At 68.5% G+C, this 3,575-nt stretch carries 5 protein-coding genes and 1 tRNA gene; all 6 read right to left on the bottom strand.

Going from position 1 to position 3,575, the window contains the following annotated elements; genetic code table 11:
* The coding region (locus tag G6028_RS16870) for a beta/alpha barrel domain-containing protein (RefSeq protein WP_479682432.1) at positions 1 to 387 on the bottom strand (387 nt) is incomplete at its 3' end.
* A gap of 213 nt (positions 388 to 600) precedes the next feature.
* Positions 601 to 1,323, bottom strand: a complete 723-nt coding sequence (rplA, locus tag G6028_RS16865; RefSeq protein ID WP_179523168.1) for a 50S ribosomal protein L1 — start codon at positions 1,321 to 1,323, stop codon at positions 601 to 603.
* Between the two features lie 91 nt (positions 1,324 to 1,414).
* Positions 1,415 to 1,849 carry a 50S ribosomal protein L11 gene (gene rplK, locus G6028_RS16860; protein ID WP_095717641.1) on the bottom strand — a complete coding sequence of 145 codons (435 nt, stop codon included), beginning with the start codon at positions 1,847 to 1,849 and terminating at the stop codon, positions 1,415 to 1,417.
* A gap of 253 nt (positions 1,850 to 2,102) precedes the next feature.
* Positions 2,103 to 3,002, bottom strand: a complete 900-nt coding sequence (gene nusG, locus G6028_RS16855) for a transcription termination/antitermination protein NusG (protein WP_182659559.1) — start codon at positions 3,000 to 3,002, stop codon at positions 2,103 to 2,105.
* Positions 3,003 to 3,066: 64 nt separating this feature from the next.
* The gene (secE, locus tag G6028_RS16850; protein WP_182659558.1) at positions 3,067 to 3,435 is read right to left on the bottom strand and encodes a preprotein translocase subunit SecE; all 369 of its coding nucleotides are present in this window, start codon (positions 3,433 to 3,435) and stop codon (positions 3,067 to 3,069) included.
* Positions 3,436 to 3,472: 37 nt separating this feature from the next.
* Positions 3,473 to 3,545: transfer RNA gene (locus G6028_RS16845), tRNA-Trp, on the bottom strand.
* Positions 3,546 to 3,575 lie beyond the last annotated feature (30 nt).

Below are 3,575 nucleotides of genomic sequence, written 5' to 3'. Positions count from 1 at the left end.
CGCCTCGGGCAGCGCGGCCATGCTCGTCTCGACGTCCCGGCCGATGTTGGCCCGGTTGTGCGCGTCCGTCACCGACAGGCAGTACTGGAATCGCCTCACCCCGGCGTCGGCGGCGCGCCGCACGTGGCCGGGCGTGGCCACCCAGACCCAGCAGCGGTCCCGCTCGGCCTCGTCCAGGGCGCCGATCACGTCGAGCGTGTCGGCGAGCGCCGGGACCAGGTCCGGCCTGGCCATCGACCCCACCTCGAGTTCGGGGACGCCGGACCGGAGCAACGTGCGGACGAGCTCCACCTTGCCGGCGGTACCCAGTCGCCCCTCCGTCAGCTGGAGTCCGTCCCTCAGGGCGACGTCGCGCACTGCCACGTCTCCGTTGGACCGCGTGTTCATGGGGGTGTCCTTCCGCATCCGGGACCGCCGTGTGGTGCGGTGTGCCGGGTCCCATGGCGGCCTGGGAGATCCTGGCGATGACGGTACCCGCGGGTGCGGCCGGAGGCGTCACGGCCGGGGTATGACGGCCGGGGTATGACGGCCGGGACATCCCTGACAGCGAAGGGCCCCGCGCCGTGAACGGTCGCGGGGCCCTCCTGCCGGGGGATCAACTCACTGGGAGTCGGTGCCCGCCTCGAGGAGCTTGGAGATCGCCGAGGGGTCGACCGGGATGCCGGGTCCGGTCGTGGTGGACACGGTGATCTTCTGCAGGTAGCGGCCCTTGGAGGAGGACGGCTTGAGACGCATGACCTCGTCGATCGCGGCCTGGTAGTTCTCCGTGAGCTGCTCGGTGGAGAACGACGCCTTGCCCACGATGAAGTGCAGGTTGTTGGCCTTGTCGGTGCGGAAGGTGACCTTGCCGCCCTTGATGTCGCTGACGGCCTTGGTCACGTCCATGGTGACGGTGCCCGTCTTGGGGTTCGGCATGAGGCCACGCGGGCCGAGCACGCGGGCCACACGGCCGACCTTGGCCATCTGGTCCGGCGTGGCGATCGCGGCGTCGAAGTCGAGCCAGCCGCCCTGGATCCGCTCGATGAGGTCGTCGGAGCCCACGACGTCGGCGCCGGCGGCCTCGGCCTCGGTGGCCTTCTCGCCCGCGGCGAAGACGATGACGCGGGCGGTCTTACCGGTACCGTTGGGAAGATTCACGGTGCCGCGGACCATCTGGTCCGCCTTGCGGGAGTCGACGCCAAGTCGCATGGCGACCTCGACGGTGGCGTCCATCTTCGTCGAGGAGGTGTCCTTGGCCAGTGCCAGGGCATCCAGAGGCGAGTACAGCTTGGTGCGGTCGACCTTGTCAGCTGCGGCCTTGTAGGCCTTGCTGTTCTTGCTCATGAGAGTTCCATTCCTGCCGCGTGTTCTCTGCGACGGTCGGGTGTGGTGCGGGCCTGAGCTGCCCTCCCACGGTGATGTGTGGTGGTGGAGGTCAGGCCTCGACCGTGATGCCCATGGAGCGGGCGGTGCCGGCGATGATCTTCGCGGCCTGGTCGACGTCGTTGGCGTTGAGGTCCTCCATCTTGGTCTGCGCGATCTCGCGGACCTGGTCCATGGAGACCTTGCCGACCTTGGCGGAGTGCGGGGTGCCCGAACCCTTCTGCAGGCCGGCGGCCTTGAGCAGGAGCTTGGCGGCCGGCGGCGTCTTGAGCTTGAAGTCGAAAGAACGGTCCTCGTAGACCGTGATCTCGACCGGCACGACGTTCCCGCGCTGGTTCTCGGTGGCTGCGTTGTAGGCCTTGCAGAACTCCATGATGTTGACACCATGGGCACCCAGAGCCGGGCCGACCGGCGGTGCCGGGTTGGCTGCGCCGGCGTTGATCTGGAGCTTGATCAGCCCTGAGACCTTCTTCTTCTTCGGAGGCATCGTCTTCCTGATTCTTCGACTGGATCTCGGCTCCACGCTGTACACGTGGGAGGCCGACTGTCGTGTGCGCCGCTCCCCTCAGGCCCGCCCGTCGGGCAGGGCATGCGGGGGCGCAGGCACAACCTTGGAGAGTCTACGTGCAATCGACGTGCAACGGCTAATCCGATCCGGCGCACCGTGGCGCGATCCCCGAAACGACGGGACCCGCCGCGCGCGGTGTGCGCGGGGCGGGCCGTCGGGGTGATCGCGCTGGTCAGTCGATCTTCTCCACCTGGGAGAATCCGAGCTCCACCGGGGTCTCGCGACCGAAGATGGACACGAGCACCTTGAGCTTCTGCGAGGTCGGATCGACCTCGGAGATGCTGGCGGGCAGGGTGGCGAACGGGCCGTCCATGACGGTGACCGACTCGCCGACCGTGAACTCCACCTCGACGGTCTGCGGGACCAGTCCACCGTCGGCCTCGCCACCGGGGGTGGCGGCCTTCTTCTCCGGCTTGGGGGCCAGGAACTTGGCCACGTCGCTCAGCGAGAGCGGGGTGGGCGCACCGGCCGCACCGCCGGTCGCGCTGACGAACCCGGTCACGCCGGGGGTGTTGCGGACGACACCCCATGACTCGTCGTCGAGGTCCATACGCACCAGGACGTAGCCGGGCAGGACCTTGCGGTTGGCGACCTTCTTCTGGCCGTTCTTGACCTCGGTGTACTCCTCGATGGGGACCTCGACCTGATAGATCTTGTCCTCCGCGCCGAGGGTGACCGCGCGGGTCTCGAGATTGGCCTTGACCTTGTTCTCGTACCCGGCGTACGAGTGGACGACGAACCAGTCGCCGGGGAGCTTGCGCAGCTGGCGCTTGAAGGCGATGACGGGATCGATCGCGGGCGCCGCCTCCTCGGCGGGGGCCTCTGCCGACTCGGATCCCTCCGCGACGTCGGCCTCATCGGTGACGTCGGCGACCTCGTCGGCGTCCTCATCGGTGCCGGCGACCGCGTCGATGGCATCCGCCACGGCCTCGGCGGTCGGCGGGACCGCGACGTCGGAGGGGTCCGCGGAGGTGTCACCGAGCACCGCATCCGCCGCGGTCTCGGCCTGCTCGGCGGCAGCCGGGCTCTGCTCGACGTCCTCGGATTCGGGGCTCTGCTCGATGTCGCTCACTGAAATTGCGGTCCTCTCGAAGTTCGGCGGTCCGGATCTCGTCCCGGACCTCCAGCGGCGGGTGTCAGCGGTCGAAGACGAGCTCGACGAGCTTGCCCGCGCCGAAGTCGACGCCGGAGACCAGCGCGGTCATGAAGATCAGGAACAGGAACACCACGATGGTGTAAGTGACCATCTGGTTGCGCGTGGGCCAGATGACCTTACGCAGCTCCTCGATGACCTGCCCGATGTACTGGAACGGATTCGCGCGGTTGGCCCGCGTGTCCTCCGTGGTGTCCGCATCGGTGCGGACCCGATTGGCGACGGTGGTGTCGCTCCGGCCGGCTTTGCCTGTCGGAACAGCAGAGCCCGTCGGAACAGCGGCACCGGTGGTACCGGCCGCGCCGTCGGAACCGCGCGCGCCGCTGGTGTCGTCGTCGCGATCCTGACTCACGCGTTACCTCCGGGTCGACTGTGGCTGGCGGGAAGGGCAGGGGCGACAGGACTTGAACCTGCAACCTGCGGTTTTGGAGACCGCTGCTCTGCCAATTGAGCTACGCCCCTTCGGCCGGTCTCCCGACCACCCGTGCCGTC

The organism is Dietzia cercidiphylli, from assembly GCF_014145145.1.
Classification (GTDB): Bacteria; Actinomycetota; Actinomycetes; order Mycobacteriales; family Mycobacteriaceae; genus Dietzia; species Dietzia natronolimnaea.
The sequence above is the reverse complement of the archived record's forward strand: the minus strand, read 5'-3'. Positions and strand labels throughout refer to the sequence as shown.